This window comes from Agromyces sp. Y575, assembly GCF_059445445.1.
Genome location: NZ_JCAIUI010000001.1, coordinates 264,367 through 277,652 on the forward strand (window position 1 = coordinate 264,367; position 13,286 = coordinate 277,652).

Genomic DNA, 13,286 nt, shown 5'->3' on the forward strand with positions numbered 1-13,286 from the left:
GGCGGCGCCGGGTGGGACGTCGGGTGATCGCACGCGATGAGCAGCGGCGGCTGTCGACCACTGTCGACGAGGTCCAGCAGCGCGGGCGACGCGGGCTCGCGGCATCCGTCGATGTGGCCGATACCCATGGCGTCGAGGCGGCGGGCGAACGCTTCGAGCGCGAACTCGGCCCGATCGACGCTGCTCTCCTCATACCGCGCCGCGAAGGCGGCGAATAGCCACGTCGACCACCCGCGAAGGATGGGCTTGAGACGGACGCGGCACGGGCTGTCAACCCCTACTCGCGTCGACGATCGCCGACGTAGCCTAGCCTCCTCCGCGACGACGACGGAGCAATTCAGGAGGTAGAAATGTTCTTCCACGTGCAACGACTGATCAACGAGATCGTTCCCGACGAGCCGGATCCGGGTGCAGCGAACGCGCTGCAGGAGGGCCTCGGCGGACAGTTCGGTGAGATGCGCACGATGATGCAGTACCTGTTCCAGGCGATGAACTTCCGAGGGCCGGACGGCAAGCCGTACCGGGATCTCATCCAGGGAATCGGCACCGAGGAGATCAGCCACGTCGAACTCATCGGAACCACGATCTCTCGGCTGCTCGACGGATCGCCGCGGTACCAGGGCAAGCCCACCGACCCGGTTGACGAACCAGGGGCAGGCGGCGCGACCCCGCTGAAGATCGCGCTCGACGAGGGCAATATCCACCACTACCTGGTCGGAGCGCAGGGCGCCATGCCGGTCGATGCAGCGGGCAACCCGTGGCTCGGCAGCTACGTCTACAACTCGGGCAATCTGCCGCTCGACCTGCTCTACAACCTCATGCTCGAGTCCACCGGCCGGCTGCAGAAGTGCCGCATCTACGAAATGACGGACAACGCCACCGCGCGCTCCACGATCTCGTACCTGATCGTGCGCGATCAGGCCCATGAGAACGCCTATGCGAAGGCGCTCGAATCGCTCGGCGTGAAGTGGAACACCCTGCTGCCCATTCCGAAGACGAACGCCGAGCAATTCCCAGAGGTCAAGCGGCTGCTCGACCTCAACCTGCAGAGCAAGCAGTTCACGTTCGACCTCGCGGGGCAGTCGGAGGCCGGCCGCATCTTCCGGGGCATGTCGCCCTCGAACGACGGCACCGAGCTCGATGCACGCGAGCAGGCGCCCGAGGGTGTGCCGTCCACGATCGCTCCTGAGCGGTTCGAGGAGTACGCGCCCGGCCTCGATCCCGATCTCCTCGCGCTCGTGCAGGCGACCGCAGAGATGGAGATGGCCGAGGCCGCTGATCCGCTGTTCGGCCCCGTGGGTTCCGCTGCGGCATCCCGAACCAAATCTCAACCGAAGAACCAGAGTCCGTCGAAGAAGTGATGCAGGCGCGCGGCCTTCCGAGACCGGCTCGCGCGTTATACGCCGCGATCCGTCAAAAGGGAAGGGCCTGTTTCACCGAGGATCGCCGACCTAGCGTTGGCCATCCACCAACGAGAGAAGGAGCATCACTATGAGCAAGCCGACTACTCCGGATACCGCCGGCTCTTCGCCTGCGACCACGGAGTCATCGCGAGTCGGTGTCGGGGCGGAGAGTGACGGCACGCTGTCCTCCCTCGCCGCAGATGCAGGCGAAGCCACCCACCAGGTCGCCGAGACGGCCAAGGACGAGGCGCGATCGGTCGCATCGGAGGCCGGCCACCAGGCGAAGAAGCTTGCGGGGCAAGTGGGCGACGAACTGCGCGAGCAGGCCGCCACGCAGCAAACCCGTGTCGCTGACGCCCTGCACGCGACCGGATCGTCATTCTCCAAGATGGCCGAGAAATCGGACGACGACGGCTACGCGCCGCAGCTCGTGCGCGCTGCTGGCGATCGGATCGACTCTGTCGCGACCTGGCTCGGCACCCGCGACCCTGGCACCGTCGTCGAGGACGTGAAGCAGTTCGCCAGACGGCGCCCCGGCGTCTTCATCGCGATCGCAATCGGCGCGGGACTCGTGGTCGGTCGCCTGGCCAGAGCGCTCGCCTCGTCATCCGGCAATGACTCGTCTGACGGGCCATCACGATCGACGGACTCGACCCCGACGATGGCATTCGATGCGCCGCCTGCTCCGCCCCTTCGCGAGACCGTCGCGCCCAGCGCGACGCGTGTCGGAGCCGGCACCGGCGCCAGCCGCGCCACCGGCACCTTCGGAGCCGACTCCGAGTTCCCGACCGAGGTCGGTGATCTGCGGTGAGCGATCCAGGATTCCACGAGACCCGCACGCCGTCCGAGCGACAGGCCGACGCGAGCTCTGTCGGGGAGCTGCTGGCCGAGGTATCCCGCGACATCTCCACGCTCATGCGCCGGGAGGTCGACCTCGCCAAGGCCGAGCTGAAGGAGTCCGCAGCGAAGGCGGGCAAGGGCGCTGGCATGTTCGGCGGCGCCGGTGTTGCCGGCTTCCTCGCACTCGCGTTCCTGTCCGTCGCCCTGTGGTGGGCGCTCGGCTACCTGATGGGCAACGCGTGGTCGGCGCTGATCGTCGCCGCTCTCTGGGGCGTCGTCGCCCTTGTCCTCGCCCTTGTCGGCAAGCGCGAGATCGAATCCATCTCCGGCATGCCCGAGACCGTGGAGACGATCAAGGAGATTCCCGATGCACTGAAGCGAAATGAGGAGAACCGATGAGCAATCCAGATGTGATCCGCGAGGACATCGAACGCACGAGAGCTGAACTCGGCCAGGATGTCGACGCCCTCGCCGACAAGGTGAGCCCCGGCAAGATCGCCGAGCGGCAGGGGCGCAAAGTGAAGCACGCGTTCACCGCGCTGAAGGATCGAGTGATGGGCGCGGCATCCGATGCCACCCACGGAACGCGGGACGCGTTGTCGGACGCAGGCTCGGGTATGGCCGATGCCCCGCACAGGGTGGCCTCGACGACTCAGGGCAACCCCGTGGCGGTCGGCTTGATCGCGTTCGGCGCGGGCCTGCTCGCAGCGTCGCTCATTCCCGCATCGAAGCTCGAGGAGCGCGTCGCCGAGAGGGCGAAGGACGCTGCCGAGCCGCTCGTCGACGAGATGAAGGCTGCAGTGCAGGATTCCGCCCAGCACCTGCAGGAGCCAGCGAAGGATGCGGCGGAGTCCGTCAAGGATCGCGCCGCCGACGCCGTCGAGACCGTCAAGGCCGAGGGCGCGGAGGCTGTCGAAGGGGTGCGGGCCGACGCCGCGGGCGGCGACGCCGGGGCGGGTCACGGGTGACTGACCGTACATGCCACGGTGTCGACGCCACTGGACGCCCGGGCGTGACGGGCCTCAACGGCCGCCGCGCGGCTCGCCGCCCCGGCCGCGAGCTCCCAGTCCTTCCGGCGAGACGCTTTCCGAGTCGGCCAACTCGAATACGCGTGCGTCAACCCCCTTGCCTGTTCTCGAGCGGCTGTTGGACCATGTCGCGAGGAACCCGCGGGTTCCGCGGCCTCGGCAAGGTGCGAGTGCCGAATCGATGAGGAGGTTGTCATGCATAGCACCGTTCGCCCGACGGCGGATCGCACAAGCTACGCCGAAACGCCCGTCCAGAAGGTCGCCCTGGTATTCGGCATCGTCTTCGTGGTCGTCGGCATCGCGGGATTCATCCCCGGCCTTACAGCGGACCTGGAGACGATTCAGTTCGCCGGCCACGAATCGCAGGCCCTGCTGCTCGGCGTGTTCCAAGTGTCGATCTTGCACAATCTGGTGCATCTGCTCTACGGCATCGTCGGGCTCGCCGCCGCGGCGAGCTTCGCGTTCTCGAAGAACTACCTGATCTGGGGCGGAGCGGTGTACGCGCTGCTGCTCGTATACGGGCTCTTCCTCTCGGGTGATCACCCCGCGAACTTCGTCCCGTTGAACTCCGCTGACAACTGGCTGCACGCCTTCCTCGCGGTGGCGATGATCGTGCTCGGCGTCGTCCTCGGCCGCCGCGAAAGGGGCGACCGCACCGCCGGCACAGCCAGCTAGACGGCGCGTAGCTCTCGCCGATTCTGCGGGCGAGCCGCACGCAGTCTGGTTACCTTGTGATCAGTTGACATTCGCAGCGCCACCGTTCTACCGTGCGGGGCACCTGCAGCTCCAGCGATAGTTGAGTGCCCATTCCGACATCGTACGGAGCGTCAGAACTGGCGCGTGGCGATTGAACGTCCGATCGCTCATCCGCCGGTTCGGATTCGCTCGCTCTCGCCCGTTGGGACCTGTTCGGCCGGCTCCTGAACCAAACCGAGCATCCCGGTCATGCCGACCAGGTCCGAGAGTGCGTAGAGCCACGCACGATTCAGCGTCGGTCTCCGGCTCTCCGAGTACACGAACTGCAGTCGTGATTGTGGCGTCATCCACATCGTCACTGTCCGAGATTTCGCCACCAAGGACAGTGCGAACTTCTCTTTGCGGCGGAATTTGTCGACGATCACGACCTGCAAATGGGCGAGGGTCCGATCGTCCATTTCGATCTCGAGCTTGTTGTTGTAAATGAAGAGACCCATCGGTGCCCCCTTTCCACACCGGTGGTGCCTGGGTCGAGCGGCAACCGGATGCGCGACGAACTCTCAAGGAGAGATCCACGACGGAACCAATACTTAACGCCGATGATAGACACGCGGCGGTGGCGTGCTCAAGGACAGATGGCACGAATCGTCCAGCTCGATGTCCGCGGGCCGACCCCTGCTTCGATATGCGGAGCGAGGCCGCTGCTTTCGACGCCCGCGCTTGCATGCCTCGGCCATCGGTGCAACCCCCTGCGACTCGTTCGCTAGCGGGGTGATGCTTGCATGCCTGGGAGGTGCGATATGAAAGCCATGGTCTATCGAGGACCGTACAAGATTCGTGTCGAAGAGAAGGCGGATCCGAGATTGGAGCATCCCAACGATGCGATCGTGCGGGTCGAGCTGGCGGCGATCTGCGGATCAGATCTCCATCTGTATCACGGCATGATGCCGGACACTCGGGTCGGGCATACCTTCGGCCATGAGTTCGTGGGCACGATCGAGCAGGTCGGCTCGTCGGTGCAGAACGTCCAGGTCGGCGACCGCGTCATGGTTCCGTTCAACATCTACTGCGGCTCGTGCTTCTTCTGCGCACGCGGGTTGTTCTCCAACTGTCACAACGTCAACGCCAATGCCACTGCGGTCGGCGGCATCTACGGGTACTCGCACACCGCCGGAGGGTACGACGGCGGTCAGGCCGAGCTGGTCCGGGTGCCGTACGCGGACGTCGGCCCTTCGGTCATTCCGGCTGACATCGGGGTCGAAGATGCCCTGATGCTGACCGACGCGTTCTCCACGGGGTACTTCGGTGCGCAACTTGCCGACATCGTGGCGGGCGATACGGCGGTGGTGTTCGGGGCTGGACCCGTCGGTCTCGCGGCGGCGCGTTCATGCTGGCTCATGGGCGCCGGTCGCGTGATCGTCGTCGACTACCTCGACTACCGGCTGGAGAAGGCGAAGACCTTCGCATTCGCAGAGACGGTGAACTTCGGGCAGGTGAACGATATCGTGCGCGAGCTGAAGGACCTGACATACGGCCTGGGCGCGGACGTCGCGATCGATGCGGTCGGGGCCGAGGCGGACGGCCACGTGCTGCAGCACGTGACTTCCGCCAAGCTGAAGCTGCAGGGCGGCTCGCCGGTGGCGCTCAACTGGGCGATCGACGCGGTCCGTAAGGGCGGAACCGTCTCGGTGCTGGGGGCCTACGGCCCGCTGTTCAGCGCGATCAAGTGGGGTGATGCCGTGAACAAAGGCCTCACCATTCGCACGAATCAGGCTCCCGTGAAACGACAATGGCCACGCCTATGGGAGCACATCCGCAACGGCGTCATCTCGCCGAGCGAAATGATCACCCACCGCATCCCTCTGGATGAGATCGCCGAGGGTTACCACATGTTCTCGTCGAAGCTCGACGACTGCATCAAGACGGTCGTCACGCCGACACCCTGAGCTGCGAACTTCCATCACTTCGAAGGACAATCATGCCGTACACGTCTGAAAAGCCAGGAACCATGCCCACCGCCGAGGAGCTCCGCGCACGCATTCCCGGCTGGGGCGCGGACCTCGACCCTTCTGAGCGTCCCGCATTCCCGCGCGAACAGCCGGGAATCCACACAGGCGCCCACTGGGATCTGCCCGAGCAACAAGCCAATTCCGGTCGGCGCGAAAAATCGGTGGAGCACCTGCGTCTCACGCCTGTCTTCGGTACCGCACAGCCGCTGAAAGGACTCGCGGGCGCACTACGTCGACGGGCGTACGAGGCGTACAGCGAAGGACAGTCCGCGCACTGGCTCCTGCTCATCCTCGCCGACCGAGTCGATGCCGTGACCGCACACCTGAAATCCTTCGCGTCTGCGCGGCCGGACAACCCCATCACCCAGACGGGTGTGCTCGGTGAACGCGGCCGACGGCCGCTCGCATCACGGTTCGGGCGCGGAAGGGTGGACCTGAAGCACACCTGGTTGGACCCGATCCTCATCGCCGGCCCCTGGGTCCTCACCGCGGTAGTTCTCGTGCGAGGTGTGCGAAGGGCACTGCGGCCTCGTTAACCGGCAGTAGTAGACCGACCAGCCGGCGCACGCAGCTCGCGCACGATGTCGGGGCCGCGCTCCTTGAGTTGCGCGATCGACGAGACGCCAACAAGTGTCATCGTTCTGCGAAGCTCTTCGGCGAGGATGGCGATGACGCCGACCACGCCGGCGGTGCCTGCCGCAGCCAGCCCATAAAGATACGGGCGGCCGATGGAACAGGCGTCGGCGCCGAGCGCGATGGCCTTCACCATGTCACTGCCGCGTCTGATTCCCGAGTCGACGTAGATCTCGATTGAGTCGCCAAGCCGCTGACGCGTCTCTTGAATGACGTCCATCGGGCTCACCATGTGATCGAGCTGTCGCCCGCCGTGGTTGCTCAGTTGCACGGCATCGATGCCAATGCTCTCCGCCCTGACCACGTCGGCCGGATTCACCATGCCCTTGAGCACGATCTTGCCCGACCACGCCTCACGCAGGGCTGCAACGTCATCCCACCCCTGACTCGCCTCGGAGTGTCCGAGGATCTGCTCCCACATCGACGGCGTGGCGAGCGAGGCCGAATCATTGAGGTTGGGGAAGCGGATGCCTTCAGCACGCAGAAAGTTCATCCACCACGTTGGGCGGGTGGCGATTCCGTACATCGAGGCGACGGTGAGAGAGGGCGGCGCCGTGAATCCATTGCGGAGATCACGCTCGCGTGAGCCGAGTGCGCGGGTGTCGAGGGTGACCACGATCGCCCGGTATCCGGCGGCCGCACAGCGATCGAGTTTGTCCTGCATCGCCCCTTTGTCGGGCGACAGGCTGACGTTGAACCACCGGTCGAGGTCCGGCTGTTCGCGCTCTATCTGCTCCATCGACACCGTGCTCAATCCAGCGAGTCCGTACGGGATACCGGCGGTGGTCGCGGCTCGCGCCACGGCGGACTCACCCTCGCGTTGGAACAGTCTGGTTGCGCCCGTGGGTGTGAGCGTGAGAGGCAGCGCTGAAGCACGCCCCAGAATCGTTGTCGAGGTGTCCAGATCGACAACGGGCCCCCACGAAGGAATGAGACCCCAACGGTCGAAGACCTCCCGGTTGTGGCGCATCGTCGCCTCGTCTTCTGCGCCACCCTCGAGGTAGTCGAAGATACCGGCAGGCAGCATCCGCTTCGCTGCTGAACGATATTCGGCCACGCTAAAGCAGTCCCTCACGACGCGGTCCTGGCGCCTGAGCACCGGCATCTTGAGCTGCACTAGCTGCCGTACATCGCTTGGTCTCACGGAACACCCCTCTGCCACTCACAACGCGATCCTCACGCGCCGTCCGTCAGCCTAGAATCTGATTCGGCCGCAAACTATGGATGCCATGACGAAGTCGGGAGTGCGAGACTGTAATGAGATACCAAGGTCTGCTCCCTGAGGGCCTTCCCACCGTCGTTGAGGTCGCCAGGGCCGTCGGTTCTGAAGTCGCGGCGCTGGTTGAAACGCCGGCCGAAGAGCCGCCTCGCGTCACGGGAGTGACGATCCGCGATTTCTGTGCACCGTCCAAGCGATTTCCCGGCGCGCTCGCACTGCTCGTCGGCACGACGCTAGTCGAGTCGGAGCTCAGGGCGCACTTCGAGCGGCTCGCGGATGCCGGCTACGCGGCGGTCGTCTACAAGTCATACGGCGGTGCGGATGCCACGCTTCGCGAATCCGCCCGGGCCACCGGCGTTGCCGCGTTCAGGGCCGCAGACGATATTCCGTGGGATCAGCTCGCCGACTTCTTCCGCGCCGCCATTGTCCCGCAAGGAGAATCGAGCCATTCGCTTGTAGATATTCGGCCGGGCGATCTCTTCGAGCTGGCGAACGTCGTCGCCTCGCTGGCCGGTGGTGCGGTCGCGATCTCCGATCCGGACCAGACGGTGCTTGCCTATTCCACGCTGCCGGAGCAGCCGATTGACGACACCAGGCGGGCATCCATTCTTCGCCTGCACGTTCCGCACTCAGCCCAGAACGACCAGGACTACCGTCGCGTGCACGCCGCGCCACGGGTGGTGAGCGTTGCACCAGAAGAGAACTCTTTGACGCGTGTTGCCGTCGCCATTCGCGCGGGCGATGTCGTTCTCGGTTCACTCTGGCTGATCGACGCTGCCGATGCGGCCGACGAGGACACCAATCGTGTCCTGCTCGAGGCGGCGAATGTGGCCGCGTTGCATCTCCTGCACCGGCGCACGCATCACGATGCCGAGCGGACACGCACGATCGAGCTCGTGAACCCTCTGCTCTTCGAACGCGATCGGGCAGAGCTCGCAGCCCTTCAGCTCGGCATTGCCTCGGATGAGGTGCAGGTAGTGGCGATTTCGGTGAGCGGGGCCTCTGGCAGCGCCCTCGAGACCGTGCGCTTGAGCATGCAGCTCTTCGACACAGTGCGCACCGCCTGCGCGGTATGGCTGCCCGGCGCCATCTGCGGCGTAGCCGACAACATCATCTATATGGTGTTGCCGCACGGTCCCACCTCGTCCTTGCTCTTTCAGCGTGCTGCCGTGCTGCGCATCGCGCACCACGCTCGTCGCGCCATTGGCCGCTCAGTTCTGGCGGGAATGGGCAGCCGGAAGGCGATCATCGGCGCGGTTGAGTCACGCATCGACGCAGAGTCAGTGCTCGCGATGTTGTTGCAGGATGTCGACGACGGGCGCGTCAGCGCCGATTCAGATGAGATTGTGGCCGACTCGCAATCGTTCGGCGCTCGCCTCCAGCTGCGCCACATTGTTACGGCGCTGCGGGAGTCCGGTCAGCTGCCCGGCGACTTTGCGGCGCGCATCGCCGAGCACGATGCGCGCCGCCATACCGCGTACGAGGCGACCATTCGCACGTTTCTCGACTGCAACTCGAACGCGATCGAAACGGCGGCGAAGCTCGGTCTGCATTCGAACACGGTGCGATACCGGCTGTCGCGCGTGGAACCGCTGTTCGGCGTCAACCTCAGCTCGCCCGAGACGAGGCTGCTGGTGTGGCTACAGCTGAGCGCGAATCAGCTGTAGCCAACGGTTCGCGCTATCCGGCCGTTGCGGCGTTGATCGTGATTTCGTCGAGACCACCGGACGCAACCCCCCAGTCGTCGAGGATGGCGGCGTACGAGCCGTCATCAACCATTCCCTGGAGCGCGGCCTGAACCGCCTCGGCCATGCCGGAATCCTTCATCACAGCAAAGCCATACGGCGACACATCGAAGGTTTCGCCCGCGAGCTGTAGTTTGCCCGCCAGTTTCGAGATGGCGTACAGGGAGACTGGCGAATCGGCGCTGAAGGCATCGGCCTGGCCGAGGACGACGGCGTTGACCGCGGCATCCTGAGTGTCGAATGGCAGCTTCTCGATCGGAGCCTTACCTGCTGCGACGCACGCTGCGCTCTTGTCGGGAACCTCGTCCGTGTCTTGGAAGGTCGTGGCCTGAACAGCGACCTTGAGGCCACAGGCATCCGCCGGGTCGACGTCTTCACCTGTGCGAGAACCCCACTGAACCCCGGCCGTGAAGTAGTTGACGAAGTCGACCTGCTTTTCACGCTCCGGGTTGTCGGTGAAGGATGAATTGCCCACGTTGATCTGGCCGCCGACAATGCCGGGAATGATGGTCTCGAAGCGAGAGATCGTGACGGAAGGCTCGAGACCGAGGGTGGCAGCGAGCGCCTCGGTGAGCTCGATGCTCCAGCCGACAGGGGTTCCGGACTCGTCCTTGAATTCGTTCGGCGGATAGTTGGGGCTCGTCGCAATCACGAGTTTGCCCGACTCGGCAACGTCTTTCGGAAGCAGAGCCACCGCTTCGGCGTTGACCGTGGCATCGATGGTCTCGGAGTCATCGGCCTTGGGGTCTGCTGCGGAGTTGTCGACACAACCGGTGAGCAGCAAGGCTGCGGCAGCGGCGAGTGCGGGAAGGGCGAGTCTGGTGCGCATTGGGGGTCCTCATCTTTTGGTTACGGCTGCTGTGGACTTCAGCCGATGCCAGTTGTCACTGATTCATCGGCGAAGCAGGTGAGCGGGGTACAACACGGTTGAGCCTAGGAGCCCTGTCGCCGACGCTCTATGGAGCATCGTCCGAGCGCAGAAGCGCAGGCTTGTGAAGAATTGCCAAGGTGTCTTGCTGGAGCCCGTTCGATGCACGTGTGCGGTCAGAGGACCTTGGCGAGAAAGTCCTTGGTACGTTGGCGCTGCGGGTTCGTGAGCACTTGTGTCGGGTCGCCGGATTCGACCACCACTCCTCTATCCATGAAGACGAGCGAATCCGCGACCTCGCGCGCAAAGCCCATCTCGTGCGTGACCACGATCATCGTCATGCCGTCGCGGGCGAGCCCCTTCATGACCTCGAGCACCTCACCGACCAACTCGGGGTCGAGCGCACTTGTCGGCTCATCGAAGAGCATCAGCTTCGGTTCCATCGCGAGGGCTCGAGCAATTGCGACGCGTTGCTGCTGGCCACCGGAGAGGTGCGCCGGATAGTAGCCGGATCGCGCCGCGAGCCCAACTCGATCCAACAACTCATGGGCGTGCGCCTCGGACTTCGCCTTGGCGCGCCCCTTGACCGTTCGCGGTGCCACCATGACGTTCTCGAGCGCGGTCATGTGCGGAAAGAGGTTGAATCGCTGAAACACCATGCCGATGTCGCGACGTTGCCTGGCGGCATCCTTCGGTGCCAGCTCGTAGAGCTTTCCGCTGCCCTCTCGGTAGCCGATCAGCTCACCGTCGACACTCAATCGACCAGCCGAGACGACCTCGAGGTGATTGATGCAGCGCAGAAAAGTGGACTTGCCGGAACCGGACGGCCCAACCAGGCACATGACCTCGCCGCGGCTCACCGTCAGCGAAATGTCAGTGAGAACCTCGTTCGAGCCGAAGCTCTTCGAGACGTGTTCCGCCAGAACCATCGGCGGTTCGGATGCCCCCACCGGGGTTACCGTGAGTGCGGATGTCTCTGTCATGAGTGGGTGCCCGAATCTCTTGAGGTCGTGGTCGCCGCGGCGTTCGCGAGTCCGCCGTCGATCTCGGGAATGGCCCCGGTCGGTGCGGCTGGTCGATCCGGTCGCATCTCGCCGACGCCGCGGGCGAAGCGCTTCTCGAGGAAGTGCTGGCCGATCATGAGGATCGACGTGAAGAACAGGTACCAGATCGATGCGACGAGCAGCAGCGGGATCGGGTTGAACGTCTCGGCCGAAATGTCTCGGGTGCGGGTATAGAGGTCGAGCGTGAACGGCACCGCTGTCACGAGCGAGGTCGTCTTGAGCATGCCGATGACGCTGTTGCCGGTTGGCGGAATGATGACGCGCATCGCCTGCGGGATGACGATCTTGCGCATCGTCTGCCCCCAACTCATGCCGAGCGCGGTCGCAGCCTCCGCTTGGCCCTTGTCGACGGAGAGAATGCCGGCCCGCACGATCTCGGCCATGTAGGCGCCTTCGTTCAGGCCGAGGCCGATGACGGCGAGAAAGAACGCGCTGAACAATGCTTGGGTGCTGAACTGCGCCCACGGCTCTGTGAACGGGATGCCGATGTCGATGGTCTGGTAGATGGTGGCGAACAGCCCCCAGAACACCAGCTGCACATAGACCGGTGTGCCTCGGAAGATCCACAGATACGCCCACGCGACACCCTTGACCACGGGGTTGGGTGAGAGGAACATGACGGCGACGACGAGTCCGATGACGATGCCGAGCGCCATCGAGTACACGGTCAGCTGGACGGTGACGAACGCCGCCTGCGAGATTCGCCGATCGAAGAGATACTGCGCGACGGTCGGCCAGTCGTAGGCCGTGCGCCCGGCAGCATCGATGAGGAACAAGACAATGATGGCGAGCAGAACGATGGCGAATACCGCGCGCCACGGATGCCGCAGCCGAACCGCTTTGATGGCAGGTGCACTCATGGCGACCTAGATGCCCGCGTTGATCGTGGCCTCGTCGATGCCACCGTCACCAACGCCCCAGCCCTCGAGGATCGCCGCGTACGATCCGTCGTCGATCATCGACTGCAGCGCGGCCTGCACGGCCTTCACCAGTTTTGAGTCCTTGGCGACACCAAGGCCGTAGAAGGTGGTCTCGGCCATCGTTCCAGCCGTTTGCAACTCGTCGCCGGTCTTCTCGATGCCGTACAGAATGACCGGCGCTGCCCCGGTGACGGCGTCAGCCTGACCGAGCACAACCGCATTCATCGCACTGTCCTGCGTGTCGAACGGCAACTTGATGATCGGCTCCTTGCCTGCGGCAACGCAGGCGTCGCTCTTGGCTGGCAGCTCGACGACGTCTTGTTTCGTCGTCGCCTGAACCGCGACCGTCAGCCCGCACGCGTCATCTGGATCTACCGTTTCGCCCGCCGCAGATGCCCACTGGGTGCCGGAGCTGTAGTAGTTCACGAAGTCGATCTGCTCCTGCCGCACCGGAGTGTCGGTGAACGACGACTCGCCCAAGTCGATCGTGCCGCCGACGATGCCCGGAATGATGTTCTCGAAGTTCGCGATCTCAAAGCTCGGCTCGAGTCCCAGCTTGGCCGCGATGCCGGCCGCAACTTCGATGCCCCAACCGATCGGCTCGCCGGCTTCATCCTTGAACTCATTCGGCGGGTAGTTCGGGCTCGTGCCGATAACGAGAACACCGGCCGTCGCAACGTCTTCTGGGAGCAGTGCAGCTGCGGCATCATCTGTGGTGATGGTGGCAGGCTCGGCGTCGTCTTGCGACTTGCCTCCGCTCGTCGCGGAGTTGTCGACACAGCCAGTCAAGGCGAGAGCGGCGATCGCCGCAAGTACAGGGATCAGGAATCGGGCACGCATAGAACGTCCTTTGTCGGCAGT

Annotated in this window: 15 protein-coding genes; 9 read left to right on the forward strand and 6 right to left on the reverse strand. The window is 64.6% G+C overall.

Annotated elements, in window-relative coordinates:
• Nucleotides 1-23: 23 nt before the first annotated feature.
• The 6 genes from AC1C2U_RS01320 (at nt 24) to AC1C2U_RS01345 (ending at nt 3,946) form a co-directional block, all read left to right on the forward strand.
• Nucleotides 24-218, forward strand: a complete 195-nt coding sequence (locus AC1C2U_RS01320; protein ID WP_495359916.1) for a hypothetical protein — start codon at nt 24-26, stop codon at nt 216-218.
• 132 nt (nt 219-350) lie between these two features.
• Nucleotides 351-1,361: a manganese catalase family protein gene (locus tag AC1C2U_RS01325; RefSeq protein WP_495359917.1), complete on the forward strand. Its 1,011-nt coding sequence runs from the start codon at nt 351-353 to the stop codon at nt 1,359-1,361.
• Nucleotides 1,362-1,491: 130 nt separating this feature from the next.
• Nucleotides 1,492-2,214 carry a hypothetical protein gene (locus tag AC1C2U_RS01330; protein ID WP_495359918.1) on the forward strand — a complete coding sequence of 241 codons (723 nt, stop codon included), beginning with the start codon at nt 1,492-1,494 and terminating at the stop codon, nt 2,212-2,214.
• The gene (locus AC1C2U_RS01335) at nt 2,211-2,642 is read left to right on the forward strand and encodes a phage holin family protein (protein WP_495359919.1); all 432 of its coding nucleotides are present in this window, start codon (nt 2,211-2,213) and stop codon (nt 2,640-2,642) included. The genes AC1C2U_RS01330 and AC1C2U_RS01335 overlap by 4 nt, the downstream gene beginning before the upstream one ends.
• Nucleotides 2,639-3,211 carry a DUF3618 domain-containing protein gene (locus AC1C2U_RS01340; protein ID WP_495359920.1) on the forward strand — a complete coding sequence of 191 codons (573 nt, stop codon included), beginning with the start codon at nt 2,639-2,641 and terminating at the stop codon, nt 3,209-3,211. The genes AC1C2U_RS01335 and AC1C2U_RS01340 overlap by 4 nt, the downstream gene beginning before the upstream one ends.
• Nucleotides 3,212-3,466: 255 nt before the next feature.
• Nucleotides 3,467-3,946, forward strand: coding sequence for a DUF4383 domain-containing protein (locus AC1C2U_RS01345; protein ID WP_495359921.1), 480 nt, complete (start codon nt 3,467-3,469; stop codon nt 3,944-3,946).
• Nucleotides 3,947-4,134: 188 nt separating this feature from the next.
• Here the strand turns inward: AC1C2U_RS01345 and AC1C2U_RS01350 are convergent, their stop codons facing one another.
• On the reverse strand, nt 4,135-4,464 hold the full coding sequence (locus AC1C2U_RS01350; RefSeq protein ID WP_495359922.1) for a DUF7882 family protein: 330 nt from the start codon (nt 4,462-4,464) through the stop codon (nt 4,135-4,137).
• 303 nt (nt 4,465-4,767) lie between these two features.
• Between AC1C2U_RS01350 and AC1C2U_RS01355 the strand changes: the two genes are divergently transcribed.
• Nucleotides 4,768-5,913: a zinc-dependent alcohol dehydrogenase gene (locus AC1C2U_RS01355; RefSeq protein WP_495359923.1), complete on the forward strand. Its 1,146-nt coding sequence runs from the start codon at nt 4,768-4,770 to the stop codon at nt 5,911-5,913.
• A 32-nt stretch (nt 5,914-5,945) separates the two neighbouring features.
• Nucleotides 5,946-6,512 carry a hypothetical protein gene (locus AC1C2U_RS01360; protein WP_495359924.1) on the forward strand — a complete coding sequence of 189 codons (567 nt, stop codon included), beginning with the start codon at nt 5,946-5,948 and terminating at the stop codon, nt 6,510-6,512.
• Here the strand turns inward: AC1C2U_RS01360 and AC1C2U_RS01365 are convergent.
• Nucleotides 6,509-7,714 (reverse strand): alpha-hydroxy acid oxidase, encoded by a 1,206-nt coding sequence (locus AC1C2U_RS01365; protein ID WP_495359925.1) that lies wholly within the window; start codon nt 7,712-7,714, stop codon nt 6,509-6,511. The two genes, AC1C2U_RS01360 and AC1C2U_RS01365, sit on opposite strands and share 4 nt — an antisense overlap.
• A gap of 275 nt (nt 7,715-7,989) precedes the next feature.
• On the opposite strand from AC1C2U_RS01365, the gene AC1C2U_RS01370 reads away from it, so the two are divergent.
• Complete coding sequence (locus tag AC1C2U_RS01370) at nt 7,990-9,495, forward strand: PucR family transcriptional regulator (protein ID WP_495359926.1); 1,506 nt, start codon at nt 7,990-7,992, stop codon at nt 9,493-9,495.
• Nucleotides 9,496-9,508: 13 nt separating this feature from the next.
• Here AC1C2U_RS01370 and AC1C2U_RS01375 read toward each other — a convergent pair whose 3' ends face one another.
• The 4 genes from AC1C2U_RS01375 to AC1C2U_RS01390 all read right to left on the reverse strand — a co-directional run bounded on the left by AC1C2U_RS01375 (nt 9,509) and on the right by AC1C2U_RS01390 (nt 13,265).
• Nucleotides 9,509-10,357, reverse strand: coding sequence for an ABC transporter substrate-binding protein (locus AC1C2U_RS01375; protein ID WP_495359927.1), 849 nt, complete (start codon nt 10,355-10,357; stop codon nt 9,509-9,511).
• Between the two features lie 260 nt (nt 10,358-10,617).
• Nucleotides 10,618-11,424 carry an amino acid ABC transporter ATP-binding protein gene (locus AC1C2U_RS01380; RefSeq protein WP_495359928.1) on the reverse strand — a complete coding sequence of 269 codons (807 nt, stop codon included), beginning with the start codon at nt 11,422-11,424 and terminating at the stop codon, nt 10,618-10,620.
• Nucleotides 11,421-12,365, reverse strand: a complete 945-nt coding sequence (locus AC1C2U_RS01385) for an amino acid ABC transporter permease (protein WP_495359929.1) — start codon at nt 12,363-12,365, stop codon at nt 11,421-11,423. The genes AC1C2U_RS01380 and AC1C2U_RS01385 overlap by 4 nt, the downstream gene beginning before the upstream one ends.
• A 6-nt stretch (nt 12,366-12,371) precedes the next feature.
• Nucleotides 12,372-13,265: an ABC transporter substrate-binding protein gene (locus tag AC1C2U_RS01390; protein ID WP_495359930.1), complete on the reverse strand. Its 894-nt coding sequence runs from the start codon at nt 13,263-13,265 to the stop codon at nt 12,372-12,374.
• Nucleotides 13,266-13,286 lie beyond the last annotated feature (21 nt).